We start from the raw sequence: 22,937 nt of genomic DNA on the forward strand, positions 1-22,937 counted from the left end.
GTGCTAGCTAGAAACTGAGGGCTCGAAAGGAATGTCGGCGTTCCGCTGGTCGTTCGGCCGGCGGTTGGCCAACCGGTTCGTCGGGCAGACCTCCGGCCTACCCTCCTCACCGGCGAGCCCTCGGGCAGGGAGAAAATTACACACAGGCTTTACTCGTCGTTGGCGAGTCCCGTCAAGGGTTGACCCAACCAGCGCTCGATCTCTTCGGGGCGGCCGGGTTTGGCGAACAGCCAGCCCTGGGCGGAGTCGCAGCCGATCTGGCGGAGCAGGTCGACCTGGGACTGGGTCTCCACGCCCTCGGCGGTCACCTCGAGCTCGAGGGTGTGGGCGAGCTGGACGAGTGCGGTGACGATGCGGGTGTCCACCGAGGAGGGAGCGCCGTCGCGGAGGCCTTCCACGAAGGAGCCGGCGATCTTGAGCGAGTGCACCGGGAGGTGGCGCAGGTAGGCCAGGTTGGAGTAGCCGGTGCCGAAGTCGTCGATGGCGATGCGGACACCGAGGGCGGCCAGCTCGTGCAGGGCGGCCAGCGGCTCGCCGGCGGTGCCCATGATCGCGCTCTCGGTCAGCTCCAGTTGCAGGTGGCTGGGCGGGACCCCGGCGCCCTCCAGGATCGCGCCCACGTCGGCGACCAGGGTCGGCTCGGCGACCTGCCGGGCCGCCAGGTTCACGCTCACCAGGGGCGCGGCCGGGCCGTAGCGGTCGAGCCACTCGCGGGCCTGGTCGCAGGCCTCGGCCAGCACCCAGCGGCCCAGCGGCACGATCAGCCCGGTCTCCTCGGCCAGGCCGATGAACCGGTCCGGCCCGAGCCGGCCGAACTCCGGGTGCGCCCAGCGAACCAGCGCCTCCACCCCGAACAGGTTGCCGTCGTGCAGGCTCAGCAGGGGTTGGTAGTCCACGTAGAACTCGCCGTGCGCCAGCGCCGCCGGCATGGTCGCGGACAGCGTGAACCGGGCGATCTCCTTGGCGTTGCGCTCCTTGTCGTAGCAGGCCCAGCGGCTCTTGCCGGCCAGCTTGGCCCAGTGCAGCGTGACGTCGGCGTCGCGCATGACCTCCGCGGGCGTCGAGTCGGCCACCGCGCGCTCCACGATCCCGATGCTGGCCGAGACCGCGAGCCGGTGCCCGCCGATGCGCACGGGTTCGGACAGGCAGCGCAGGATGTCCTCGGCGAGGGCCACCGCCTCGTCGACGGTCGTGCTGTTCTCCACCAGCACCAGGAACTCGTCGCCGCCCATCCGGGCCACCAGCCGGTCGTCCGCCGAGACCAGCCCGTCCAGCCGGCTCGCCACGGCCACCAGGAGCTGGTCGCCGATCACGTGCCCGAGGCTGTCGTTGATCGCCTTGAAACCGTCGAGATCCAGGTAGCACAAGGCGATCCGGCCGGTGCCGCCGGCGGTGAACGCGGCGTGCAGCCGCTCGGTGAACAGCGCCCGGTTGCCCAGTCCGGTCAGCGGGTCGTGGTTGGCCTGGTAGCGCAGCTGCTCCTGAAGCTGGTGCCGCTCGGTGATGTCCTCGACCATGCCGACCAGGTACTGCGGGGCGCCGTCGTCGTCGCGGACCAGCGAGACGGTCACGTTCGTCCACAGTGGACTACCGTCGCGCCGCCGGAACAGCCGCTCGATCTGGTAGTGATCACGTTGCCCGGCCGCGGTTTCGTCGAACTGGCGCATCTCGTGCGGGTCGTCGGCGTGCAGCAGCGTGGTGATGGTGGCGCCGCGGAGCTGGTCGGGCCGGTAGCCGAACATCGCGGCGAGCCGGGCGTTCACCTCGAGCAGCACGCCGTTGGTGCCGGAGATGCCGATGCCGATGGCGGCGTCGGCGAACATCGCGCGGAACCGGGCCTCCGAGGCGCGGCCGGCGGCCTCGGCGCGGTCCCGCGCGTCCAGCGCGGCCCGGCGCAGCACCTCCTGCTCGCGGTAGACCCATTCCCGGGCGGCCCGGGTGAACCCGGCGGCGAGCGCGGCCTGGATCGCCGGAATCCGGTCCCGGGCCCGTGGATCCGCGGTCGCCCCGGCGGTGCGCAGCAGCTCCTCGCCGATCAGCCGGGTCGAGCAGGCGAGCGCCTCCGGGGCGGTCAGGTGTAACTCGACGAGCGCGACCCCCACCTGCTCCACCGGCTCCGGCTCGAACTCCTCGGCCCGCAGCGCCGCGGTGAGCACGTCCACCAGACCCTGCACGGCGGTCACCAGGCGGGCCCGGTCCATGGCCACGTAACCGGTACCGGCGAGGGCCGCCGACCAGGCGGATGCGAAGGAGTCGCGGCCAGCGATGACCTTGACCGATCGCCACGTGGGGCTCGCCACCGTCACACCCTCCGGCACGCCTGTCCCCGCTTTGCGGGGTAAGCGCAGGATACGGCCGCTCTCACCCTCCGTCCACGGCCAGTTCCCCGTCGCCAAGGATCACTCGTGTGGTCTAGACCATCTGACTTGTTCGGTCAAACTTCGTGATCAATTAACAGAAAAGCGTGACAAGTGAGTTGTTTACCGCCCACAATCCCTTCCGGGCGACTCCGGCCCGTGGGTCGCCGATAACGTGAGGGCAATTCGGAAAGGGCGATTGATGAGGTCCATGACACGGAGAAGGCGGCGAACCCTGCACATCGCCGCCATCGGGCTGCCAATGCTGATCATGGCGGCCCTGACGTTCGCATTCGTCTCCCCCGCACAAGCGCGCCCGGACGCCGGCGGCACCGACGTCGCCGGTGGCGACCAGACCGCGGTGAGCGGCGACGTCGATCAGTACGTGCGGATGTACGACCACCCCATGGGTTCGCAGATCCGGCTGCACGAAGGTACCGCGGACGAGCCCAAGGCCGGCCTCGACGACGTGGTCATCCAGGCTTCGGTGGCCGGCATCGACGTCAGCGGCTGGCAGGGCAATGTGGACTGGCCCGCCCAGTGGAACGCCGGCAAGCGGTTCGTCTGGGTCAAGGCCACGGAGAACACCAACTACACGAACCCGTACTTCGCCCAGCAGTACAACGGTTCGTACAACCAGGGCTTCATCCGCGGCGCGTACCACTTCGCCACCCCCAACACCTCCAGCGGCGCCGCGCAGGCCGACTGGTTCAGCAACCACGGCGGCGGCTGGTCGGCCGACGGCAGGACCCTGCCCGGCGCCCTCGACATGGAGTACAACCCTTACGGCGCAACGTGTTACGGGCTGTCCAAGGCATCCATGACGCAGTGGATCCTGGATTTCAGCAACCGCTACAAGGCGCGCTGGAACAAGTTCCCGGCGATCTACACCTCGACCAGCTGGTGGAGCCAGTGCGTCAGCGGTGACTTCAGCAGCACCAACCCGCTGTGGGTGGCCCGGTACGCCTCCACGGTCGGCACCCTGCCGTGCTGCTGGGGCTTCTACACGGTGTGGCAGTACAGCTCCTCACCGATCGACCAGAACACCTTCAACGGCGCCTACACCCAGCTGCAGGCGATCGCCACCAACCACGACTGATTTTTCACTGGCGCTACGCCATCGAGCCAAAATAAGACACAGTGGGAGCGCACGGCGGCCATCCGCGATGATGTCCGCCGTGCGCCTCCGCCGAGTCCTGTCCGGGTTCTGGCTCGTCGTCCTGCTCGCGGCCGGCGCCCTCGCGCTGGTGACGTGGTGGCTGCTGGCCGGCGGGATCAGCCGGGACGAGGCGCTGAAGACCGGTGGCCTGGCAGCCGGTGCGTTCGTGGCGCTGTACGCGTTGTGGCTCAACGACCGGCGCCGGCGCACCGAGGAGGAGCGCCGGGAGATCGAGCGCAACCTGTACGCGGTGCAGGTGGACCGGACCGAGATCGACCGGGCACGGGCCCTGGACGAGCGGTTCGCCCGTGCGGTCGAGCTGCTCGGCAACGAGGCCGACCAGGTCCGGGTCGGCGCCATGCACGCGCTGGCCGGGCTCGCCAGCCACCCCGCCTTCACGCAGACCGTGCTCGACGTGCTGTGCTCCTACTTACGCAGGCCGTTCGACCACCCCCGGTATGCCGAGGTCCGGGGTGACGAATGGGCCGGCGACGAGAACGAGGCCGACCGCGAGCAGCAGGTGCGCCGGACCGCCCAGCAGCTGATCACCGATCTGCTTCCGTCGGCGTCGACCCCGGACGCTCCGCATTACAACCTCGACCTGCACGCGGCGACGCTGGAGTACTTCGACATCGCCGGCAAGGTGATCGGGGAGCTGCGCGCGCGGCAGACGAACCTCTACGAGGCGAACACCCTTCGCGGCACCCAGGTGCACGGCCCGGCCTGGTTCACCGCCACACGCTGCTGGGGGCGGCTGCGGCTACCCGGCGCCGACTTCCACCAGCAGGCCTGGTTCAGCCGGTGCCAGGCCCGGGGTGAGGTCAGCTTCGAGCGCGTTCAGTTCCACGGCGAGACGAAGTTCGCCAGGTCCGACTTCGGCGGCCCGGTGTCGTTCCAGGACGCTGCGTTCGTGCACCCGGTCGACTTCAGCAACGTCCGCTTCCAGAACAAGGTCGACCTGCGGGTGTCCGGCGGGGCGGTCGCGAACACGTACGGCATGAAGGTCTCGCTCGAGCACGAGGTCGCGCTGCCCGAGGGGTGGGTGCTCGACAAGACGCACGGGCCGGCGTTCGGGCTGGTGAGGGCGTGACCCCTGGGGGTACGTAGCGGCTCCGTAGGACTTACGTAGCTGCCACGGATGTGTCCGGTGAGCGGGCGAGGCGAAGATTCATTCCGTGCTCGATCACCGAGTCAAGCTCAGCAACCGGCCACCGGCTCCCCGGCCGGGTCTGGCTGAGCTGACCGTGGTGGTGGCCGACGACCACCCCGGGGTCGTCGGCCACCTTCGCGGCCTGCTCTCCGGGGTCCCGGGCATCACCGTGGTCGCCGAGGCCGCGAACGGGCGCGAGGCCGTCGAGTTCGCCCTGCGGCACAACCCGGACGTGCTGGTGCTGGACCTGCGGCTCTCCGAGGTCAGCGGGATCCAGGCGATCCGCGAGGTGCTCCGGTCGGCGCCGAACATGGCCGTGCTGGTGTTCACCGCCTGCGAGGACGACGAGTCCGTGCTCACCGCGATGCGGGCCGGCGTCCGCGGCTACATCCTCAAGTGCGCCTCGGACACCGACATCGTCCGCGCGGTCCGCGGGGTCGCCGCCGGTGAGGCCATCTTCGGCCAGAACATCGCCGCCCGGGTCCTCGACCTGCTCGCCAACCCGCGCACCGCCGCAGACGCGCCCCCGGCGACGCTGACCACGCGGGAACGCCAGCTTCTCGACCTCCTCGCCGCCGGCCACGGCAACGCCGCCATCGCCGCCCGGCTGCAGCTGGCGCCGAAGACCGTCAGCAACCTCATCTCCGCCCTGATCGCCAAGCTCGGCGTCACCGACCGCAAAGCCGCCATCCGGCACATCCGCACCGTCGAAAACTGCCGCTGATCCGACTTCTGGCGGATGTTCGGGTGCGGCGATGATCGTAGGTTGGGGATATGCGAGGGGTAGCAATTCTTGCCATTTCTGTTATTGCTGGTGGTGTGCTCGCAGCCGGGCCGGCTGGTGCGGAGCGGGCGGATTCGCTTGTGTGGGGCCAATGTCCGGATCTGGGGGTGCCGGCGCCGGGTTTGCAGTGTGCGAACATCGAGGTGCCGCTGGACTACCGGAATCCGCATGGGAAAACGATTCAGGTTGCGGTTTCCCGGGTGTTGACCGCGAATCCGGCGCGGCGGCGCGGGGTGCTGCTGATCAACCCGGGTGGGCCGGGTGGGGCCGGGCTCGCGATAGCCAGCCAGGTGGCGCAGATCTTCCCGGCGAGCGTGCTGGAGGAGTACGACCTGATCGGGTTCGACCCGCGGGGCGTGGAGTTGAGCACGCCGGTGACGTGTGGGCTGCCGCCGGAGCTGCAGGTGACGAACGTTCCGCCGTATGCGCGGGACGCGGCGGATGTGGCGCGGCAGGCTGGCGTGGCGCGGGACGTGGCGGCGCGGTGCGGGAGCTCGGCGACCGCGGACATCCTGCCGTTCGTCAACACCGCGAACACCGCGCGGGACATGGACCGGATCCGGGCGGCGCTGGGTGAGCGGCGGATCTCGTACTGGGGCGTGTCCTATGGCACGTACCTGGGGGCGGTGTACTCGACGCTGTTCCCGGAGCGGACCGACCGGATCGTGCTGGACAGTGCGACCGGCACGCACGGCCTCGATGTGAACGCGTCCCGGTTGTTCGGGCTCGGGATGCAGATCAGGTTCCCGGACTTCGCCGCCTGGCTCGCGGCGCGCAACGACACCTACGGGCTCGGCGGCACACCGGAGCAGATCACCGCGAAGTTCTTCGAGCTCGCCGCGCGGCTGGACCAGACGCCGGTGTCGGGCGTCGACGGATCGCTGTTCCGGCTGGTCACGTTCGACCGGCTCTACTTCGACGTGCGGTTCCCCGAGCTGGCCGGGATCTGGCAGGCGCTCGATGCCGCGCAGCCGCCCGCCGCCTCCGTGCTGGCCGGGCAGGACATCGAGAACGCCCTGGCCGCGCAGTTGTATGTGGCGTGCAACGACAACGACTGGCCCGAGTCGGTGCGGACCTACCAGCGCAACGTGGCCGTCGACCGGGTCCGGTTCCCGATGCTCGGGGCGGCCGCGGCCAACATCTGGACCTGTGCGTTCTGGCCGGTGGAGCCGGTCGAGCCGGCGGTGCGGATCAGCGACCGCGGCCCGACCAACATCATGATCGTGGAGAACACCCGCGACCCGGCGACGCCGCTGCCCGGTGCGCTGGAGATGCGGGCCGCGCTCGGGCACCGCGCCCGGATGGTCACGGTGGACCAGGGCGGGCACGGCGTGTACCGGTTGACCGCCAACGTCTGCGCCGACACGGCGGTGACGGCGTTCTTCGCGGACGGGCGGCTGCCGGCCCGGGATCTGTTCTGCCGCAGGGAAACGGGCACGGCCACGCTGGCCGGGCAGCGCGTTCCGGGCTGGCTCGACCAGATCGGCCCGTAGCCTCAGCTGCCGTCGCGGAGGTCGGACAGGCTTTTCGGCAAGTAGCCGATCTCCGCGAAGGTGGCCGTGCAGCCCTCGCCCAGCGGTGACTGCGCCAGGAAGCCCAGGCTGAGCTCCGCGGTGGCGTCCAGCGCGAAGTAGCGGACGAGCTCCCAGCGGGTGCCGTCGGTGGAGGCGTGGAAGGCGAGGGCGGAGCCGAGGCGCGAGATCCGGAGCCAGAGTGTCCGACCGTCCACAGTGAACGCATTGGCGTCGTCGGACATGCCACGGGTGACCACGGAGACCGCCATCGGCTTATCCTGGGGCGACCGTTCGAAGCAGAGCTTGGCCCAGTGCCGCTCGTCGTACCAGGCGAGCAGGACACCGGCGTCGTAGGTCTGTCCGAACTCGACGGTGACCCGGGCGGAGAGCTGGAAGTCGCCGTGCGGCGCGATGCCCAGCAGGCACGGCGCATTGAGCAGGGGCTCGGCGCCGCCGGGGTCGACGAACAGGTCGGTGCGGGCGGGGGCCGTGATGGTCAGCGCCGCACCGTCGGGGTGGGCCTCGGCGGGTGAACCGGACCAGGACAGGGCGAAAGGTAAAGCGGGGTGGCGGACGACCGGGGACATGCCCGCCACCCCAGTCCATGGGGCCTACCGGCGCAAGTCCTCAACCGCGCCGGCGGGTGCGGCGCAGGGCCAGCAGGAGGCCGCCGCCGAGCAGGATCAGGGCTCCGGCGCCGGTGAGCGGGGCGGTCGCCGAGAAGCCGGTGTCGGCCAGTTCGGCGCTGCTGACGACCGAGCCCTGGGCCGCGGGTGCCGAGCTGCTCGACGACGAGCCGCCGGCCGGGGCGGACGAGCTGCTGCTGCCCGACGAGCTGGACGGCGGGTTGGTCGGCGGCTTGGTCGAAGACGAGGTGTCCTTCTTGATGGCGCAGGCGAACCAGTGGCTGATCGTGGGGGTCTGGTCGCCGTTGTTGTACGGGGCGCGCAGGTCGGTGAGCGCGGTCGGCGGGTAGACGTTGTAGCCGTCGCCGCCCTTGACGACGGTGCCGGTCAGCTCGTAACCCGCCGGGACGGTGACGTCGATGTACTGCACCGTGAGGTCCTTGCCCTGGTCGATGATCGCCCCGGCCAGGTTCGCCTCCGCGCACGTGGAGACATTGCCCGCGTAGGACGTCGCGCGGTTGTCGCCCGACGCGGGCGGGTCCTTGGGCGGAGGCGTGGCCGAGGCGGGTAACGCGATGGCGACCGCGAGAACGCCCGCGGCAAGGGTGGTGCTGACGGCGACGCCGATCCGGCGGGTCATGCGGTGGCTCCAAAGTGGTCAGTGCGGACAGCTATGCACATCAAAACGCACGCGCAGGCAAGAAGATGCGCGTCGTTACCACTTTGAATCCGAACCCAGGACTTTAGCCCCAGACCTCTCGCGCCGTCTCGACAATCAGTGTGAGCTTCGCCACTTCCTCGTCATAGGTGAGGGCGTTGCCTTCCACAGTGGACGAGAAGCCGCACTGCGGGGACAGGCAGATCTGGTCCAGTGGCACGTATTTCGACGCCTCGTCGATGCGGCGCTTGAGGTCGTCCTTCGTCTCCAAAGCGCCGCGTTTCGTGGTGACCAGTCCGAGCACCACCATCTTGCCGGGCGGCACGAACCGCAGCGGGGCGAAACCGCCGGAGCGCGCGTCGTCGTACTCGAGGAAGAAACCGTCCACGGCGAGCTCGGAGAACAGCGCCTCGGCCACGAAGTCGTAGCCGCCCTCGGCCACCCAGGAGGACTGGAAGTTGCCGCGGCACATGTGCGTGGTCACGGTCAGCCCGGCCGGTTTGTTCGCCAGCGCCACGTTGATCTGCTTGATGTAGCGCAGATGCTGGTGCTCGGCGTCGTCACCGCGGGCGGTCAGCTCGGCCCGCTGCGCCGGGTCGTTGAGGTAGGCCAGGCTCGTGTCGTCGAGCTGCAGGTAGCTGCAGCCGAGCGCGGCGACCCCGGCGATCTGCTGGGCGTAGGCCGCGGAGAGGTCCGCCCAGAACTCCTCGACGTCGGGATAGACGGCGGAATCGATGGACGCCGGGCCGCCCCGGTAGTGGACCATGCTCGGCGACGGGATGGTCAGCTTCGGCGTGACGCCCGGACCGACCACCGACTTCAGGTACGTGAAATGGTCGCCGAAAATGGTCTCCGGCACCGTGATCCGACCGTCCACATGCAACGCGGCGGTGGTGAACTCGAGGTCGCCGTTGGCGTTGCGGAAGTGCACCTGCATCTTGTCGTCGCCCGGGTTGACACCGCCGAGGCGGTAGATGAAGTCCATGTGCCAGGTGGCGCGGCGGAACTCCCCGTCGGTGGCCGACTGCAGCCCGACGTCCCGCTGCATGGCGACCACGTCCACGATCGCCTTGTCCTCCACGGCTTTCAGCTCCTCGGCGGAGATCCGCCCGGCGGCGTGGTCGGCGCGGGCGGCGTGCAGGTCCGGCGGGCGCAGCAGGCTGCCCACGTGGTCGGCCCGGAACGGTGGCGTCTGGCGCATCAGTCAGTCTCCTTTGGACAGTGGAAGTCCGACGTACATCTCGGCGAACGAGGTGGCGGCCGCGGACGAGGTGGTCAGGTAGCGGAGCTGGGAGAGCTGGAGCGCCCGGGTGAACGGGTCGGACCCAGGGATCCGGTGCAGCGTCGTGGTCATCCACCAGGAGAAATGCTGCACCCGCCAGACCCGGCGCAGGCAGGTGGCCGAGTAGGCGTCGAGGCCGGTCTCGCTCCCGGTGCGGTACCACTCGCCGATGGCCGCGGCCAGCACGGACACGTCGGCCACCGCGAGGTTGAGGCCCTTGGCCCCGGTCGGCGGCACGATGTGCGCGGAGTCGCCGGCCAGGAACAGCTTTCCGTACCGCATCGGGTCGACCACGTGGCTGCGCAGCGCCGTGATGCCGCGGTCCAGGATCGGGCCGTCGGCCAGCTCGAACCCGTCCCGGCGGGCAAGGCGGGTGCGCAGCTCCGCCCAGATCCGGTCGTCCGGCCACTCCTCGAGCTTCTCCTCGAGGCCGACCTGGAGGTAGAGCCGGGTGATGTCCGGCGAGCGCATGCTGTGCAGGGAGAAGCCGTCGTCGTGCGCGGAGTAGATCAGCTCCTCGGCGGACGGTGGCGCCTGCGCCAGGATGCCGAGCCAGGCGAACGGGTACTCCAGGTCGTACGCGGTGACCGCACCGTCCGGAATGGACAGCCGGCTGATGCCGTGGAAGCCGTCGCAGCCGGCGATCAGGTCGCAGTGCAGCTCCCCCGGTTGTCCATTGTGGACGAATTTGATCACCGGCGTGGAGCCCAGGTCCGCGAGGTCGGTGGCCGGGGCCTCGAACAGCAGCGGGCGGCCGGTGCCGAGGCGGGCCGCGACCAGGTCCTTGATCAGCTCGTGCTGGGCGTAGATGGTCAGCTCGCGCCCGGTCAGCTCGGTCATCGGGATGCGGTGCCCGACGCCGTCGAAGAGCAGCTCGAGGCCGTGGTGCACGAGGCGCTGGCGCAGCAGGCGGTCGGCCAGGCCCACCGACGCGAGCAGGTCGACGGTGCCCTGCTCGAGCAGGCCGGCGCGGACCCGTTTCTCGATGTACTCCCGGGTCTGGCGCTCCAGCACGACCGAGTCGATGCCGCGCAGGTGCAGCAGGTGGGCGAGCAGCAGCCCGGCCGGACCGGCCCCGAGGATCCCGACCTGGGTGCGCATCAGATGCTCTCTGGTCGCTTCGGCTCGGCCGCAGAGAGGTGGCGCCCTTCCCTCGTGCGCTGCTCGGCGCTCGTTCCTCGCGCCTGCGCTGCTCCTCGGTCAGGACCCCACCGCGGCCTCGCCTCCGCTCCGGTCTTCTCCAGTTTGGCCTTCTGGATCTGGGCGTAGACGTGGCCGCGCAGCTCGGCGAACCGCGGGCCGCCACGGGTGCCGAGCTGGTCGCGCCCGTCCGGCAGGTCGATCTCCAGGTCGTCGGCGACCCGCGTCGGAGCGGCGGACAGCATGATCACCCGCTGTCCCAGGTAGACGGCCTCGTCGATGTCGTGCGTGACGAACAGCATCGTCATCTCGAACCGCTGCCACACCGTGCGGATCAGGTCCTCCAGGTCCGCCCGGGTCTGCGCGTCCACCGCGGCGAACGGCTCGTCCATCAGCAGCACCTGCGGCTGGTAGGCGATCGCCCGGGCGATGGCCACCCGCTGCTGCATGCCGCCGGAGAGCTGCCACGGGTACGCGGTGTGCGCGTCGGCCAGGCCCACCGCGTCCAGCGCCTCGTTCACCAGCTCGCGGCGTTTGGTTCGCGGCAGCCCGGCGGCGCGCAGCGGAAGTTCCACGTTGTCGACCACCCGCAGCCACGGGAACAGGCTCCGGCCGTACTCCTGGAACACCACCGCCAGGCCGTCCGGCGGCCCCGCGACGGGTTTCCCGCCCACCGTGACCTGGCCGGCGGTCGGCGGCAGCAGGCCCGCGATGCAGCGCAGCAGCGTGGTCTTGCCACAGCCGGAGGGCCCGACGATGCAGACGAACCGGCCGGCCGGCACGGTGAACGTCAGGTCGCCGACCGCCTCCACCCGGCGGCCGTGACCGTCGTACACCTTGTGCAATCCCGTTACCGTGAGCATCAGCGCTGCCTCTCCACCGCCCGGATACCGTGATACCAGGCCAACACCCGATGCTCCACGATCCGGAACAGCAGCGACAGTACGACGCCGAGCAGCCCGAGCAGCAGGACGCCGCTCCACATCTCGGGAATCTGGAAGCCGCGCTGGAACTGGACGATGGAGAAGCCGAGCCCGCTGTTCGCCGCGAACATCTCGCTGATCACCATCAGGATGATCCCGACCGAGAGCGCCTGCCGTGCCCCGGTGACGATCTGCGGGCTGGCCGAGCGCAGCACCAGGTGCCACATCCGCAGCCGGCCACCGATCCGGTAGCTGCGGCAGGTGTCCGCGAGCACGCCGTCGATCGCGCGCACCCCCTCGACCGTGTTCAGCAGCACCGGCCACACGCAGCCGGACACGATCACCAGCACCTTCATCCCGTTGCCGATCCCGGCGAACAGCATCAGGATCGGCACCAGCACCGGCGGCGGGACGGCCCGCAGGAACTCCAGCACCGGCTCCAGCAACGCGCGCAGTGCCCGGCGCAGCCCGATGGCGACGCCCAGCGCGACCCCGGCCAGCAGCGCGAGGGCGTAGCCGAGGCCGAGCCGGCCCATGCTGGGCAGCACGTCCGTGGTCAGGCGCGGCCCGAACCAGGTGTCGTCGAACGCGGCGAGGATCGTGGCCAGCGGCGGCACGTAGAAATCGGTGCTGCCGGCGCTGGCGAACCACCACCCGGCGAAGAGGGCGACGGGCAGGGCGAGGAGCAGGAAGATCCGGTTCAGGGCGATCATGAGGGGACCTCGCATGCCCTGAAGGACGCCTTCGGGGCATTGAACGCCCTGAAGGGGGCCTTCAGGGCACTCCGAGCCGTCATGCCGGCACCTCCTGCCGAACCGACGGGTGCCAGGCGAGCACCCGGCGTTCCGCGGTGCGGGTGATCAGGTTGGCCGCCACCCCGATCAGGCCGGTGACCAGCACCAGGGCGTACATCCGCGGCACCGCGACGCTCTCCTGCGCGACCGCGATCTCCTTGCCCAGGCCGGGCGAGCCGATCACCAGCTCGCCGGTGATGGTCAGGATCAGCGCCACCGAGGCGGCCAGCCGGACGCCGGTGGCCGCGTAGGGCAGGGCGGTGGGCCAGACCAGGTAGCGCACGGTCGCCCACTGGCCGAGCCGGTAGGACCGCGCGGTGTCCCGGGCCACCGGGTCGACGTCCGCGACACCGTGCAGCACCTGCACCAGCACCTGCCAGAACGACGCGTAGACGACGAGGATCAGGGTGGAGGTGATGGTGGATCCGTAGAGCAGCACGGCGAGCGGGATCAGCGCCACCGACGGGATCGGGCGGAGGAACTCGATCGTCGACGCGGTGGCCGCACGCAGCACCGGAACCGCGCCGATCATCACGCCGAGCGCCACGCCGGCCACCACCGCGATCGCCAGGCCCAGCGCCCAGGTGCGCAGCGTGTCGAGCAGCGCCACCCAGAACCGGTCCTCGCCCACCACGTCGGCCAGGGTGCTGAGGATCCGGCTGGTGGGCGGCAGGAACTGGTCGGAGACCAGGCCCAGCCGCGGCACCAGCTCGAGCAGCACCGCGAAGCCGACCAGCCCGGCGAGGCCCAGCCCCAGCGTCATGAGGGCAGCAGCGCGTTCAGGTCGACCGGCTTCTCCAGCAGCTTGTCCTGGAGGGCCAGGTCGGCCAGCTTCTGCAGGGCCGCCCGGTTGATCTCCTGGGGCCACTTCGGCAGCGTCATCTTGGCGATGACGTCCGGGGCGATCTGCGTGTAGGTGGTGATGATCTGCCGGGCCTCGTCCGGGTGGGCGTCGGCGTAGGCCAGCGACTCCTTCATCGCCTCGGTGAACCGCTTCACCAGGTCGGGGTTCTGGCCGAGCAGCTGGGTCGAGGTGAAGTAGCCGGCCACCATCAGGTTCGGCGCGGCGTCGACGTAGCTGGAGGCGATCTTGCGCCCGCCCTGGGCCAGCACGGTCTGCTGGAACGGCTCGACCACGAAGACCGCGTCCACCTGGCCGGACTGCAGCGCGGCCGGCTGCTGCGGGAAGGCGAGCTCGACGAACTGGACCGAGGCCGGGTCGCCGCCGTCCTTGCGGACCGACTCGCGCACCACCGGTTCCACGATGTTCTTCAGGGTGTTCGCCGCGACCTTCTTGCCGGCCAGCTGCTTCGGGCTCTTGATCGGGCTGTCGCCCTTGACCATCAGGGCGGCGAAGTCCTGGCCGTCCACGCCGGTGGAGTTGTCGCCGTTGCACACGATCTTGACCGGCACGTTGCGGGTCTGACCCAGCAGCAGCGAGACCACGTTGCTGACGCCGAACTGGTACTGGCCGCTCACCACCGCCGGTACGATCGCCGCGCCGCCCTGCGCCGGCTCGAGCTTGAGCTCCATGTTGCGGTTCTTGAAGAAGCCCTTCTGATTGCCGAGGTAGATCGGCGCCACGTCGAGGATCGGGATCACCCCGACGGCGACCTTGTCCGGCTGGCCGGGCGTGGACGGCGCCGCCGGGGTGTTCGAGCCACAAGCGGCGGCCAGCAGGCTCGTCGCGAACAGGAGTGCAGCGAGGTTGCGTCGCATCGGCGGGACTCCATCCATTGTTCGCACAGCGCACGGATGTTCAGCAAATGAACCTATGGCCACACGGCATCACCGTCAACTGCGTCTCGATGAATGAGGGTTCTGCACAAAGGTCTGTGCCTACGTTGACACCGTGGTTGGCCGCCCGGTTGCTCGCGGTAGGCCAACACTCCCAACCGGGATTGCGCACCCTCCTTGACTGTGTGGGAACGCCGTCTCTAGGGTGCGAAGCGAGAACTTTCGTTCGCATAGCGCACGCGGAGGGGGCGCATGGCCGAGCTGGTCGGACTGGCCGAGGGCGTCGCCTCGCTGGTGCGCGACGGGGACACGGTCGCGCTCGAGGGATTCACCCACCTCATCCCGGTCCGGGCCGGCCAGGAGATCATCCGCCAGGGCCGCCGGGATCTCACCCTGGTCCGGATGACCCCGGACATCGTCTACGACCAGCTCATCGGCGCCGGCTGCGCGCGCAGGCTGGTGTTCTCCTGGGGCGGCAACCCCGGCGTGGGTTCGCTGCACCGGATGCGGGACGCGGTGCAGAACGGCTGGCCGGCCCCGCTCGAGCTGGAGGAGCACAGCCACGCCGGGATGGCCAACCGGTACGTGGCCGGCGCGTCCGGGTTGCCGTTCGCGGTGCTGCGTGGTTACGCCGGCACCGACCTGGTCGCGCACACCACCTCGCTCGCCACGGTGACCTGCCCGTTCACCGGCGAGGTGCTCACCGCGGTCCCGGCGCTGCGGCCGGACGTGACGGTCATCCACGCCCAGCGCGCGGACCGGGAGGGCAACGTGCAGCTGTGGGGCCTCACCGGCGTGCAGAAGGAGGCCGTGCTGGCGGCGAGCCGGTCGCTGGTCACGGTGGAGGAGGTGGTGGACGAGCTGGAGCCGCTGCCGGACGCGGTGGTGCTGCCCGGCTGGGTGGTCACCGCGGTGGCCGTCGTCCCCGGCGGTGCGCGCCCGTCCTACGCCCAGGGCTACTACGACCGGGACAACCGCGCCTACCTGGAGTGGGACGCGGTCAGCCGGGACCGCGACACGTTCTCCGCGTGGTTGAGCGAAAACGTGCTCGTGGCATGAGCTTGCGAATGCCGGGGCGAGGGAGTTGGCCTACCGCGACGAGGTGGGCCCGAGGAACTGGGGTCTGGGGGCCTGCCCCCAGCGGAACACGGCCTGCCCGAGGAGTGGTCCTGGTGACCCACCACCCGAGACGACCCGCGACATCGGCCAACATGCCCGAGTTGGTGAGCACGGCATGACGTACACGGCGGAGGAGATGATGACCGTGACGGCCGCCCGGGCGCTGGCCGGGCGGACGTCCTGCTTCGTCGGCATCGGGCTGCCGAGCACGGCGGCGAACCTGGCCAGGAGACTCCACGCGCCGGGGTTGGTGCTGATCTACGAGTCGGGGGCGATCGGGGCGAAACCGTCCCGGCTGCCACTGTCCATCGGGGACGGTGAGCTGGCGGAGACGGCGGACGCGGTGGTCACCGTGCCGGAGGTGTTCAACTACTGGTTGCAGCCCGGGCGGATCGACGTGGGGTTCCTGTCCGCGGCGCAGCTGGACCGGTTCGGCAACCTCAACACCACGACGATCGGCGCCGACTACCGCAACCCCGTGGTGCGGTTGCCCGGGGCCGGTGGCGCGCCGGAGATCGCGGCGTCCTGCCGGGAGGTGTTCCTGATGCTGCGGCACAGCCGGCGCGCGTTCGTCGAGCGGGTCGACTTCGTGACCTCGGTCGGCTACGGCGACGGGCCCGGGCACCGCGAGCGGCTCGGCCTGCGCGGCCGCGGACCGGTGCTGCTGGTCACCGACATCGGCGTGCTGGAGCCGGATCCGGCGTCCTGTGAACTGACGTTAACCAAGATCCACCCCGGTCGCACGGCGGCCGAGGCACGCGCCGCCACCGGCTGGGAGCTGGCCGTCTCCGGCACGCTCGCGGAGACCGAGCCACCCACTGACGAGGAACTGGACGTGTTGCGGCGTTTGGTGAAGGGAAGTGAGCCATGACGGACCTCGTGCCCGGGTATCAGCGACCCGGCGAGAACGTGCACCCGCCGCTGTACTGGCCGGACTACCGCTCGACCATGCGGCGCGCGCCCGCGTTGCCGCCGCTGACGCTGCCGCACTCGCTGACCGAGATCACCGGGCCGCTGCTGGGCGAGGGGCGGGTGCGGCCGACCGACTCCGACCTCACCCGGCACGGCGACGGTGAGCCGCTCGGCGAGCGGATCATCGTGCACGGGCGGGTGCTCGACGCGGACGGCCGGCCGGTGCCGAACACGCTGATCGAGGTGTGGCAGGCGAACGCCGCCGGCCGCTACGCCCACCACAACGACCAGCACCCGGCGCCGGTGGACCCGAACTTCCCCGGGGTGGGCCGGTGCCTGACCGACGCCGAGGGCACCTACCGGCTGGTGACGATCAAGCCGGGCGCCTACCCGTGGCGCAACCACCACAACGCCTGGCGGGCCGCGCACATCCACTTCTCACTGTTCGGCCGGTCGTTCACCCAGCGCCTGGTCACCCAGATGTACTTCCCCGGTGACCCGCTGTTCTTCCAGGACCCGATCTTCAACTCGGTGCCCGAGCCGGCCCGGCCGCGGATGATCTCCAGCTTCGACCTGTCCCAGACGATCCCGGAGTGGGCGCTGGCGTACCACTTCGACATCGTGCTGCGCGGCCGGGAAGCCACCCCGATGGAGTCGTCATGAGCGGAGCTTGCGGAGCGAATCATTCGACACTGCCCTGTCGCCGAGGGACGAGCGAACCTCAGGCAGGGATAGCCATCATCCGAGCTTGCGAGGCGATGGCATGAGTGATCTCGAGTTGACGCCGTCGCAGACGGTCGGGCCGTTCTTCTCGGGCGCGCTGCCGTGGCCGGACGGTCCGTACGTGGTCCCCGAGGCCACCCCGGGCGCGTTCTGGTTGCGCGGCAAGGTGTTCGACGAGCAGGGCGACCCGGTGCCGGACGCGCTGGTGGAGAGCTGGCAGGCGGACCCGGCCGGGCGGTTTCCGCACCCGGACGACCCGCGCGGCACCGACTTCCGCGGGTTCGGCCGGTGCCCGACGGACGGCGACGGGAGCTGGGCCATCCTGACCGTGCGGCCGGGGCGGGTGCCCGATCCGTTCGGACGGCCGCAGGCGCCGCACCTCGACCTGTCGATCTTCGCGCGCGGGCTGCTGGACCGGGTGGTGACCCGGGTCTACTTCCCGGACGAGGCGCCGGCGAACGCCGCCGACCCGGTTCTGTCCGGTGTGGACGAAGCGCGGCGGGCCACGCTGGTCGCGGTGCCGGACGAGGACGGGCTGCGCTTCGACATCAGGTTGCGGGGCAACGGCGAGACGGTGTTCTTCAGTGTCTGACCTTTGGTACACAGTGGACGGTCCGGCCGGCGCGCCGGCGCTGGTGCTGGGCAACTCGCTGGGTACCACGGTGGCCATGTGGGAGCCGCAGCTGCCGGCGCTGACCGAGCGGTTCCGGGTGGTGCGCTACGACCATCGCGGCCACGGCGGCTCGCCGGTGCCGGACGGGCCGTACTCCCTGGCCGAGCTCGGCGGTGACGTGCTGACGCTGCTGGATTCGCTGGGCCTGGCACGGGTGCACCTCGGCGGGCTGTCGCTGGGCGGCATGGTGGCCATGTGGGTCGCCGCGCACGCCCCGGAGCGGGTGGACCGGCTGACGCTGCTGTGCACCTCGGCCCGGCTCGGCCCGCCCGAGATGTGGGCGCGGCGCGCGGAAACCGTGCTCTCCCACGGCGTCGAGGCGATCGCGGACGTGATCGTGGGCCGGTGGTTCACCCCGGCGTTCGCCGCCGCATCCCCGGAAGTCGTGGTGTGGGCCCGAAAGCTGCTCACCGGCACCCCGGCGAGCGGGTACGCCGCGTGCTGCGGGGCGGTCCAGACCATGGACCTGGTGCCGGCGCTCGGCTCGATCACCGCGCCGACCCTGGTGATCGCGGGCGCCGAGGACCCGGCGACCCCGCCCGAGCATGCCCGCGCGATCGCGGCGGGCATTTCCGGCGCCCGGCTCGAGATCGTGCCGGCCGCCGCGCACCTGGCCAACGTCGAGCAACCCGAAGCCGTGACCCGGCTGCTGCTCGACTTCCTCGGAGGGGAAACGCAGTGAGCGAGCTTGCGAGCGAACAATTCAACACTGCCCTGTCGCCGAGCTTGCGAGGCGACAGGGCAGCCATCACCGAGCTTGCGAGGTGGGTGGCGTGACGGATCTGGATCGGGTAGGCGAGCGGGTGCGGCGGGCGGTGCTCGGCGACGAGCACGTGAACCGGGCCGCGGCGAACGCGACCGAGTTCACCGCGCCGTTCCACGAGTACGTGACGCGGTCGGCCTGGGGCCAGGTGTGGTCCCGGTCCGAACTGGACATCCGCACCCGCAGCCTGGTCACGCTCGCCCTGCTCACCGCGCTGCGCTGCGAGGACGAGCTGGCCATGCACGTCGCCGCGGCGCTCCGGCTGGGCATCACCCCGGCCGAGATCCGGGAGGTGCTGCTGCACACCGCGGTCTACGCCGGCGCCCCGGCCGCCAACGCCGCGTTCACCACCGCGGCCAAGGTGCTCGGAGGGACAGAATGAGCGAGCTTGCGAGCGAATCAATGTCACAGGGCGACCGCGAGCGGCTCGACCGAGCCTGCGAGGGGGAGCTGTGAGCGGGCCCGTGGTGTCTGGACTGACGAGCAGCGCAGGGAGCGAGGAGGAGGGGGTGGGCCCCGTCAGGGGGTCGGTATCAACACCGGCGACCGAGCAGCGCAGGAGGGAAGACACCGCATCAAGGCCCGGTCCCGCGAGCGGAGCGAGCCCAAAGGACACGACGTGAGCTCGCGGGGGCCGGATTTCGTGCAGTCGCTGGAGCGCGGCCTCGCCGTGATCCGCGCGTTCGACGGGGACCACGCCGAGCTGACGCTGAGCGAGGTCGCCGCCGCGACCGGGGTGACCCGGGCGGCTGCCCGGCGGTTCCTGCTCACCCTGGCGGAACTGGGCTACGTGCGCAGCGAGGGCCGCTACTTCTCGCTCACCGCAAGGGTTCTGGAGCTGGGCTACGCCTACCTGTCCAGCCTGTCGCTGCCGGAGGTGGCCGAGCCGCATCTGGAAGCACTGGTGGCCGAGGTCAACGAGTCGTCCTCGGTGTCCGTTCTGGACGGTCAGGACGTGGTGTACGTGGCCCGGGTCCCCACCAGCCGGATCATGACCGTGGTGATCAGCGTCGGCACCCGGTTCCCCGCCTACGCCACGTCGATGGGTCGCGTGCTGCTCGCCGGCCTGCCCGAGCCCGAGCTGGACGCGTACCTGGCGAGCGTGCCGCTCACCCCGCTGACGTCCCGCACGGTGTCCTCGGTGGCGGCGCTGCGCGGCGAGCTGGCCCGGGTCCGCAGCCAGGGTTACGCGCTGGTCAACCAGGAACTGGAGGACGGCCTGCGCGCGATCGCCGCCCCGATCCGGGACCGCACCGGCAAGGTCATCGCCGCGCTGAACGTCTCCGCGCACGCCAGCCGCACCTCGCTGGAGACCATGCGCCGCGACCTGCTGCCCCCATTGCTCAAGACCGCCGCCCGGGTCGAAGCCGACTACTTCGGCCGCCAGCGCCACTAGGGCCGTGTCCGATGGATCGTCGCGGAAAGCCTCGCGCCGACCAACAGAACCTCAGGGGACCGTGACGGCGCCCAGCCTCAATCGACCCGACAACCGCATCGCCAGCGGGAACGCAACGACAGCAGTTAATTCCGGAGTGGCGGACTAGTCAGTGCACCACGGCGTTGACCGAGCGGGCGCGGTCGGCCCGGAGGTGCGCGGGCATGCGGCGGAAGACCTCGTCGAGGATCCGGGTGCGCAGGGCCGGGCGGGCCAGGGCGCCGCGCAGCTGGTCCTTGCCGGCGCGGCCGATGAGGGTGGCGAAGGTGCGCGCGTCCAGGGTGCTCAGATCGACCGAGGTGCCGGCTAGGCGGTCGAGGTGCTCCAGGATCGTGGTGAACTCGCCGCGGCGCAGTTGCGTGGGGTCGATGGCCCGACCGATAGCATCGACGTCGATCTGCTGGCGGCCGGCGGACTCGGGATCCAGGTTGGCCAGCAGCTCGATCAGCTGGCTGGGGGTGGGCTTGCCGATCGCGTCGGGCACCGGACCACCTCCTTACCTACTGGCGAGTAAGGCTACGGGCCGGTAGGTAGGCTGGCAAGAATCGTTCATGGAGGTGCAGTGCACGTGCAGCGCGTCAAGCGGCTGCCCCGCGAGGTTCGGGAACGGCAGATCCTGGACGCGGCGGTCCAGGTGTTCTCGAGGCACGGCTACCACAACGCGTCCATGGACGAGGTGTCCGAGGTGGCCGGGGTGTCCAAGCCGATGATCTACGCCTATCTCGGCTCCAAGGAGGACCTGTTCGGCGCCTGCATCCGGCGCGAGGCCACCCGCCTGCTCGAGGCCGTCACCGGCGGCATCCGCGTAGAGCTGGCCCCGGACATGCAACTCTGGCATGGCCTCGGCGCGTTCTTCCGGTTCGTCGGCGAGCACCGGGAAAGCTGGCAGGTGCTGCACCGCCAGGCGATCAGCCAGGGCGGGCCGTTCTCCGACGAGGTGCTGGCCATGCGCGGCCGGGCCATCGCCCTCGTCGACGCCCTGCTGGTGCGCACCGCCACCAAGCGCGGCCTGGACGAGCAGGCCACCCGGGCCACCGAGGCCCTCGCCGCCGCCCTGGTCGGCTCCGCCGAGTCCCTCGCCGACTGGTGGCTCGACCACCCCGACATCACCGGCCGGACCCTCGCCTCATGGCTGATGAACCTGGTGTGGATGGGCTTCGGCGACCTCGTCGAGGGCTCGGTCTGGACCCCGACGAACGACTAGCGGTTCCTTGGAGGGAGTGAATGTGACGTTGCTGGCGCTCTACGGCCGGAACGTGGCGTTGCTTTCCCACCCGCCGGCGCTGTGGGTCAGGCGGTGACCTCGACGCCGCGCCAGAACGCGACGTGGTCCTTGATCTCCTTCGCCTCGTCCTTCGGCTCCGGGTAGTACCAGGCCGCGTCGGCGTTCTCCGCACCGTTGACGGACAGCGTGTAGTAGCTGGCCGTACCCTTCCATCCGCAGACGGTGTGCGTGTCGGACGGGCGCAGGAACTCCTGGCGCACCGAGTCGATCGGGAAGTAGTGGTTGCCCTCGACGATGGTGGTCTCGTCGCTCTCGGCGATGATCTCGCCGTTCCAGCGTGCGGTTGCCATGCCTCCAGTCTGCTCCAGTCGGCAGCGCCGCCGGCTCGATACCCAGCTAATAGGATCCCTGGCGCTACGCCATCGAGGTAATAAGGAAGACGCTGTACAGGTAAGGCCGTGCCGGCTCGCCTAGAGGAGGACGTTCCATGCCCATCGCCACACCCGAGGTCTACGCCGAGATGCTGGACCGGGCCAAGGCGAACGAGTTCGCGTACCCGGCCATCAACGTGACCTCGTCGGAGACCCTGAACGCGGCGCTCCGCGGATTCGCCGAGGCGCAGAGCGACGGCATCGTGCAGGTGTCCACCGGCGGAGCCGAGTTCGCCTCCGGCACCAAGGTCAAGGACATGGTCACCGGCGCCGTGGCGCTCGCCGAGTTCGCGCACGTGGTCGCCGCGAAGTACCCGGTGAACATCGCGCTGCACACCGACCACTGCCCGAAGGACAAGCTGGACGGCTACGTCCGACCGCTGCTGAAGATCAGCCAGGAGCGGGTGGCCAAGGGGCTGCACCCGCTGTTCCAGTCGCACATGTGGGACGGCTCGGCCGTTCCGCTCGACGAGAACCTCAAGATCGCCGCCGAGCTGCTCGCCGACGCGGCCGCCGCGAACATCATCCTCGAGGTGGAGATCGGGGTGGTCGGCGGTGAGGAGGACGGCGTCGTCGCCGAGATCAACGAGAAGCTGTACACCACCGAGGACGACTACCTGAAGACCCTCGACGTGCTCGGCTCCGGCGAGAAGGGCCGCTACCTGCTGGCCGCCACGTTCGGCAACGTGCACGGCGTGTACAAGCCGGGCAACGTGAAGCTGCGCCCCGAGGTCCTCAAGCGGGGCCAGGAGGTGGCCGCGGACAAGCTCGGGCTGGGCACCGGCGCCAAACCCTTCGAGCTGGTGTTCCACGGCGGATCCGGCTCGCTGCTCGAGGAGATCCACGAGGCGCTGTCGTACGGCGTGGTGAAGATGAACATCGACACCGACACGCAGTACGCCTACACCCGGCCGATCGCCGACCACATGCTCAAGAACTACGACGGCGTGCTGAAGATCGACGGCGAGGTCGGCAACAAGAAGACCTACGACCCGCGGAGCTACCTGAAGATCGCCGAGCAGGCCATGGCCGCCCGGGTCACGCAGGCCTGCGACGACCTGCGCTCCGCCGGCCGGATGCTGGCCGGCTGATGACGAACCTGCTGGGCCCTGAGCCGACGTATTTGCCGGACCGCGCCGAGCCGCAGGCAGTGTTGGATGGCGGCACCAACCCGCTCGAGGAAGTGGTGACGCGGTGGCCCGACTTCAGCGAGGGGTGGGCGGCGCTGGCCGAGCGGGCGCTGGCGTCGGGCGAGCCGGTCGCCGCCTACGCCTACGCCCGCACCGGCTACCACCGCGGGCTGGATCAGTTGCGCCGCAACGGGTGGAAGGGCCACGGCCCGATCCCGTGGGCGCACCGCCCGAACCGCGGCTTCCTGCGGGCGCTGGCCGCACTGGCCGGCGCCGCGCAGGCGATCGGTGAGACCGAGGAGTACGAGCGGTGCACCAAGTTCCTCGGCGACTCCGACCCAGAGGCCGCTAAGGCGCTGAGTTAGGTGCGATGAAGGCGTCCTTCCTCACCGTGGACGTGAG

General features: G+C 70.3%; 25 protein-coding genes. 14 read left to right on the top strand and 11 right to left on the bottom strand.

Going from position 1 to position 22,937, the window contains the following annotated elements:
• Nucleotides 1-149 precede the first annotated feature (149 nt).
• Entirely contained in the window at nucleotides 150-2,300 is a 2,151-nt protein-coding gene (locus tag VGR06_RS31500; protein WP_327562807.1) for a putative bifunctional diguanylate cyclase/phosphodiesterase, read from the bottom strand.
• A 268-nt stretch (nucleotides 2,301-2,568) separates the two neighbouring features.
• Here VGR06_RS31500 and VGR06_RS31505 point away from each other — a divergent pair, with 268 nt between their 5' ends.
• From VGR06_RS31505 to VGR06_RS31520, 4 genes are all read left to right on the top strand, one after another.
• Nucleotides 2,569-3,456: a lysozyme gene (locus VGR06_RS31505; protein ID WP_414637376.1), complete on the top strand. Its 888-nt coding sequence runs from the start codon at nucleotides 2,569-2,571 to the stop codon at nucleotides 3,454-3,456.
• Between the two features lie 79 nt (nucleotides 3,457-3,535).
• Nucleotides 3,536-4,606, top strand: a complete 1,071-nt coding sequence (locus VGR06_RS31510) for a pentapeptide repeat-containing protein (RefSeq protein WP_327562808.1) — start codon at nucleotides 3,536-3,538, stop codon at nucleotides 4,604-4,606.
• A gap of 85 nt (nucleotides 4,607-4,691) precedes the next feature.
• The gene (locus tag VGR06_RS31515; protein WP_327562809.1) at nucleotides 4,692-5,390 is read left to right on the top strand and encodes a response regulator transcription factor; all 699 of its coding nucleotides are present in this window, start codon (nucleotides 4,692-4,694) and stop codon (nucleotides 5,388-5,390) included.
• A 260-nt stretch (nucleotides 5,391-5,650) separates the two neighbouring features.
• On the top strand, nucleotides 5,651-6,943 hold the full coding sequence (locus VGR06_RS31520) for an alpha/beta hydrolase (RefSeq protein ID WP_327562810.1): 1,293 nt from the start codon (nucleotides 5,651-5,653) through the stop codon (nucleotides 6,941-6,943).
• 2 nt (nucleotides 6,944-6,945) lie between these two features.
• Here VGR06_RS31520 and VGR06_RS31525 read toward each other — a convergent pair whose 3' ends face one another.
• From VGR06_RS31525 to VGR06_RS31560, 8 genes are all read right to left on the bottom strand, one after another.
• A complete protein-coding gene (locus VGR06_RS31525) occupies nucleotides 6,946-7,551 on the bottom strand; it encodes a DUF1349 domain-containing protein (RefSeq protein WP_327562811.1) in 606 nt (201 codons plus the stop codon).
• A gap of 40 nt (nucleotides 7,552-7,591) precedes the next feature.
• On the bottom strand, nucleotides 7,592-8,230 hold the full coding sequence (locus VGR06_RS31530) for a hypothetical protein (protein WP_327562812.1): 639 nt from the start codon (nucleotides 8,228-8,230) through the stop codon (nucleotides 7,592-7,594).
• A gap of 103 nt (nucleotides 8,231-8,333) precedes the next feature.
• Nucleotides 8,334-9,449 (bottom strand): 5-methyltetrahydropteroyltriglutamate--homocysteine S-methyltransferase, encoded by a 1,116-nt coding sequence (locus VGR06_RS31535; protein ID WP_327562813.1) that lies wholly within the window; start codon nucleotides 9,447-9,449, stop codon nucleotides 8,334-8,336.
• A gap of 3 nt (nucleotides 9,450-9,452) precedes the next feature.
• Nucleotides 9,453-10,631 carry a 4-hydroxybenzoate 3-monooxygenase gene (locus VGR06_RS31540; RefSeq protein WP_327562814.1) on the bottom strand — a complete coding sequence of 393 codons (1,179 nt, stop codon included), beginning with the start codon at nucleotides 10,629-10,631 and terminating at the stop codon, nucleotides 9,453-9,455.
• The gene (locus tag VGR06_RS31545; RefSeq protein WP_327562815.1) at nucleotides 10,631-11,533 is read right to left on the bottom strand and encodes an ABC transporter ATP-binding protein; all 903 of its coding nucleotides are present in this window, start codon (nucleotides 11,531-11,533) and stop codon (nucleotides 10,631-10,633) included. Before VGR06_RS31545 ends, VGR06_RS31540 begins: the two co-directional genes overlap by 1 nt.
• Nucleotides 11,533-12,321 carry an ABC transporter permease gene (locus VGR06_RS31550; RefSeq protein ID WP_327562816.1) on the bottom strand — a complete coding sequence of 263 codons (789 nt, stop codon included), beginning with the start codon at nucleotides 12,319-12,321 and terminating at the stop codon, nucleotides 11,533-11,535. The genes VGR06_RS31545 and VGR06_RS31550 overlap by 1 nt, the downstream gene beginning before the upstream one ends.
• A 64-nt stretch (nucleotides 12,322-12,385) precedes the next feature.
• Nucleotides 12,386-13,150 carry an ABC transporter permease gene (locus tag VGR06_RS31555; protein WP_327562817.1) on the bottom strand — a complete coding sequence of 255 codons (765 nt, stop codon included), beginning with the start codon at nucleotides 13,148-13,150 and terminating at the stop codon, nucleotides 12,386-12,388.
• The gene (locus VGR06_RS31560) at nucleotides 13,147-14,106 is read right to left on the bottom strand and encodes an ABC transporter substrate-binding protein (protein WP_327562818.1); all 960 of its coding nucleotides are present in this window, start codon (nucleotides 14,104-14,106) and stop codon (nucleotides 13,147-13,149) included. Before VGR06_RS31560 ends, VGR06_RS31555 begins: the two co-directional genes overlap by 4 nt.
• 270 nt (nucleotides 14,107-14,376) lie before the next feature.
• On the opposite strand from VGR06_RS31560, the gene VGR06_RS31565 reads away from it, so the two are divergent.
• The 7 genes from VGR06_RS31565 (at nucleotide 14,377) to VGR06_RS31595 (ending at nucleotide 19,710) form a co-directional block, all read left to right on the top strand.
• The gene (locus VGR06_RS31565) at nucleotides 14,377-15,183 is read left to right on the top strand and encodes a CoA transferase subunit A (RefSeq protein WP_327562819.1); all 807 of its coding nucleotides are present in this window, start codon (nucleotides 14,377-14,379) and stop codon (nucleotides 15,181-15,183) included.
• 175 nt (nucleotides 15,184-15,358) lie between these two features.
• Nucleotides 15,359-16,114, top strand: a complete 756-nt coding sequence (locus tag VGR06_RS31570) for a CoA-transferase subunit beta (protein WP_327562820.1) — start codon at nucleotides 15,359-15,361, stop codon at nucleotides 16,112-16,114.
• A complete protein-coding gene (gene pcaH / locus VGR06_RS31575) occupies nucleotides 16,111-16,818 on the top strand; it encodes a protocatechuate 3,4-dioxygenase subunit beta (protein WP_327562821.1) in 708 nt (235 codons plus the stop codon). The genes VGR06_RS31570 and pcaH overlap by 4 nt, the downstream gene beginning before the upstream one ends.
• A 100-nt stretch (nucleotides 16,819-16,918) precedes the next feature.
• A complete protein-coding gene (gene pcaG / locus VGR06_RS31580) occupies nucleotides 16,919-17,470 on the top strand; it encodes a protocatechuate 3,4-dioxygenase subunit alpha (RefSeq protein ID WP_327562822.1) in 552 nt (183 codons plus the stop codon).
• Complete coding sequence (gene pcaD / locus VGR06_RS31585; RefSeq protein WP_327562823.1) at nucleotides 17,463-18,233, top strand: 3-oxoadipate enol-lactonase; 771 nt, start codon at nucleotides 17,463-17,465, stop codon at nucleotides 18,231-18,233. The genes pcaG and pcaD overlap by 8 nt, the downstream gene beginning before the upstream one ends.
• Before the next feature lie 91 nt (nucleotides 18,234-18,324).
• A complete protein-coding gene (locus VGR06_RS31590) occupies nucleotides 18,325-18,696 on the top strand; it encodes a carboxymuconolactone decarboxylase family protein (RefSeq protein WP_327562824.1) in 372 nt (123 codons plus the stop codon).
• 237 nt (nucleotides 18,697-18,933) lie between these two features.
• On the top strand, nucleotides 18,934-19,710 hold the full coding sequence (locus tag VGR06_RS31595) for an IclR family transcriptional regulator (protein WP_327562825.1): 777 nt from the start codon (nucleotides 18,934-18,936) through the stop codon (nucleotides 19,708-19,710).
• Between the two features lie 148 nt (nucleotides 19,711-19,858).
• Here the strand turns inward: VGR06_RS31595 and VGR06_RS31600 are convergent, their stop codons facing one another.
• Nucleotides 19,859-20,233, bottom strand: coding sequence for a hypothetical protein (locus tag VGR06_RS31600; RefSeq protein WP_327562826.1), 375 nt, complete (start codon nucleotides 20,231-20,233; stop codon nucleotides 19,859-19,861).
• Between the two features lie 78 nt (nucleotides 20,234-20,311).
• On the opposite strand from VGR06_RS31600, the gene VGR06_RS31605 reads away from it, so the two are divergent.
• Nucleotides 20,312-20,953, top strand: a complete 642-nt coding sequence (locus VGR06_RS31605) for a TetR/AcrR family transcriptional regulator (RefSeq protein WP_327562827.1) — start codon at nucleotides 20,312-20,314, stop codon at nucleotides 20,951-20,953.
• Between the two features lie 86 nt (nucleotides 20,954-21,039).
• On the opposite strand, the gene VGR06_RS31610 is transcribed toward VGR06_RS31605, so the two are convergent.
• Entirely contained in the window at nucleotides 21,040-21,324 is a 285-nt protein-coding gene (locus VGR06_RS31610) for a DUF427 domain-containing protein (RefSeq protein WP_327562828.1), read from the bottom strand.
• A gap of 137 nt (nucleotides 21,325-21,461) precedes the next feature.
• On the opposite strand from VGR06_RS31610, the gene fbaA reads away from it, so the two are divergent.
• Together fbaA and VGR06_RS31620 are read left to right on the top strand one after the other, a co-directional pair.
• On the top strand, nucleotides 21,462-22,496 hold the full coding sequence (gene fbaA, locus VGR06_RS31615; RefSeq protein WP_327562829.1) for a class II fructose-bisphosphate aldolase: 1,035 nt from the start codon (nucleotides 21,462-21,464) through the stop codon (nucleotides 22,494-22,496).
• A complete protein-coding gene (locus VGR06_RS31620) occupies nucleotides 22,496-22,900 on the top strand; it encodes a DUF3151 domain-containing protein (protein WP_327562830.1) in 405 nt (134 codons plus the stop codon). The genes fbaA and VGR06_RS31620 overlap by 1 nt, the downstream gene beginning before the upstream one ends.
• Nucleotides 22,901-22,937: the final 37 nt, after the last annotated feature.

The sequence above is a fragment of the Actinophytocola sp. genome (assembly GCF_036002505.1).
In the GTDB taxonomy this organism is placed as follows: domain Bacteria; phylum Actinomycetota; class Actinomycetes; order Mycobacteriales; family Pseudonocardiaceae; genus DASYTH01.

What these genes read in the sequence shown, in the direction of transcription:
- VGR06_RS31540 (WP_327562814.1), bottom strand. Translation starts at nt 10,631, where the DNA reads ATGCGCACCCAGGTCGGGATCCTCGGGGCCGGTCCGGCCGGGCTGCTG.
- pcaH (WP_327562821.1), top strand. Translation starts at nt 16,111, where the DNA reads ATGACGGACCTCGTGCCCGGGTATCAGCGACCCGGCGAGAACGTGCAC.
- VGR06_RS31570 (WP_327562820.1), top strand. Translation starts at nt 15,359, where the DNA reads ATGACGTACACGGCGGAGGAGATGATGACCGTGACGGCCGCCCGGGCG.
- VGR06_RS31555 (WP_327562817.1), bottom strand. Translation starts at nt 13,150, where the DNA reads ATGACGCTGGGGCTGGGCCTCGCCGGGCTGGTCGGCTTCGCGGTGCTG.
- VGR06_RS31530 (WP_327562812.1), bottom strand. Translation starts at nt 8,230, where the DNA reads ATGACCCGCCGGATCGGCGTCGCCGTCAGCACCACCCTTGCCGCGGGC.
- VGR06_RS31610 (WP_327562828.1), bottom strand. Translation starts at nt 21,324, where the DNA reads ATGGCAACCGCACGCTGGAACGGCGAGATCATCGCCGAGAGCGACGAG.
- pcaG (WP_327562822.1), top strand. Translation starts at nt 16,919, where the DNA reads ATGAGTGATCTCGAGTTGACGCCGTCGCAGACGGTCGGGCCGTTCTTC.
- VGR06_RS31560 (WP_327562818.1), bottom strand. Translation starts at nt 14,106, where the DNA reads ATGCGACGCAACCTCGCTGCACTCCTGTTCGCGACGAGCCTGCTGGCC.
- VGR06_RS31620 (WP_327562830.1), top strand. Translation starts at nt 22,496, where the DNA reads ATGACGAACCTGCTGGGCCCTGAGCCGACGTATTTGCCGGACCGCGCC.
- VGR06_RS31550 (WP_327562816.1), bottom strand. Translation starts at nt 12,321, where the DNA reads ATGCGAGGTCCCCTCATGATCGCCCTGAACCGGATCTTCCTGCTCCTC.
- VGR06_RS31535 (WP_327562813.1), bottom strand. Translation starts at nt 9,449, where the DNA reads ATGCGCCAGACGCCACCGTTCCGGGCCGACCACGTGGGCAGCCTGCTG.
- VGR06_RS31525 (WP_327562811.1), bottom strand. Translation starts at nt 7,551, where the DNA reads ATGTCCCCGGTCGTCCGCCACCCCGCTTTACCTTTCGCCCTGTCCTGG.
- fbaA (WP_327562829.1), top strand. Translation starts at nt 21,462, where the DNA reads ATGCCCATCGCCACACCCGAGGTCTACGCCGAGATGCTGGACCGGGCC.
- VGR06_RS31565 (WP_327562819.1), top strand. Translation starts at nt 14,377, where the DNA reads ATGGCCGAGCTGGTCGGACTGGCCGAGGGCGTCGCCTCGCTGGTGCGC.
- VGR06_RS31505 (WP_414637376.1), top strand. Translation starts at nt 2,569, where the DNA reads ATGACACGGAGAAGGCGGCGAACCCTGCACATCGCCGCCATCGGGCTG.
- VGR06_RS31545 (WP_327562815.1), bottom strand. Translation starts at nt 11,533, where the DNA reads ATGCTCACGGTAACGGGATTGCACAAGGTGTACGACGGTCACGGCCGC.